Consider the following 517-nt stretch of genomic DNA (forward strand, 5'->3'; position numbering starts at 1 on the left):
GTCGAGGATGATGACGGAGCCTGTGATGTTGTGCAGCTTGCGGCAGCGCGAGGAGCGGTCGGCAAAGAGGGATTCGAAGAAGTGCACGGCGGTGGTCACGACAATCGGCGCATCCCAGTTTTCCGAGGCAAGGCGCAATTTGTCTTTGGTGGCCTCATTTTGCAGTTTGCCGTCGTCGAAGGTGCTGTGGTGTTCCAACACGGCTTGTTCGCCCAATTCGCCAAAGGCTTTGCGGAATTCGGCGGCATTTTGTTCGATGATGCTGGTGAACGGGATGACGTAAATCACGCGACGCATGCCGTGATGTTTGGCGTGTTCCAGTGCGAATGCCATGGAAGTGAAAGTTTTTCCGCCACCGGTAGGCACCGTGAGCGTGAACAGCCCTTGCGCTTGTGTCGCTTGTTCTACGGCGTAATCGAGAATTTCACTGCGTAGGCGGTTTAAAGCGGCATTGCGTTTTTCGGCTTCGGTTTTCTTTGGAGTTTGAGCGATACGTCGTCTGAAATCGTTGATGAAT

The 517-nt window shown here is 54.0% G+C and carries 1 protein-coding gene; it reads right to left on the reverse strand.

Annotated elements, in window-relative coordinates:
* The coding region (locus ACTHUR_RS18295) for a CRISPR-associated helicase/endonuclease Cas3 (protein WP_440400185.1) at positions 1-517 on the reverse strand (517 nt) is incomplete at both ends.

It is taken from the genome of Neisseria sp. P0021.S007 (assembly GCF_051956855.1).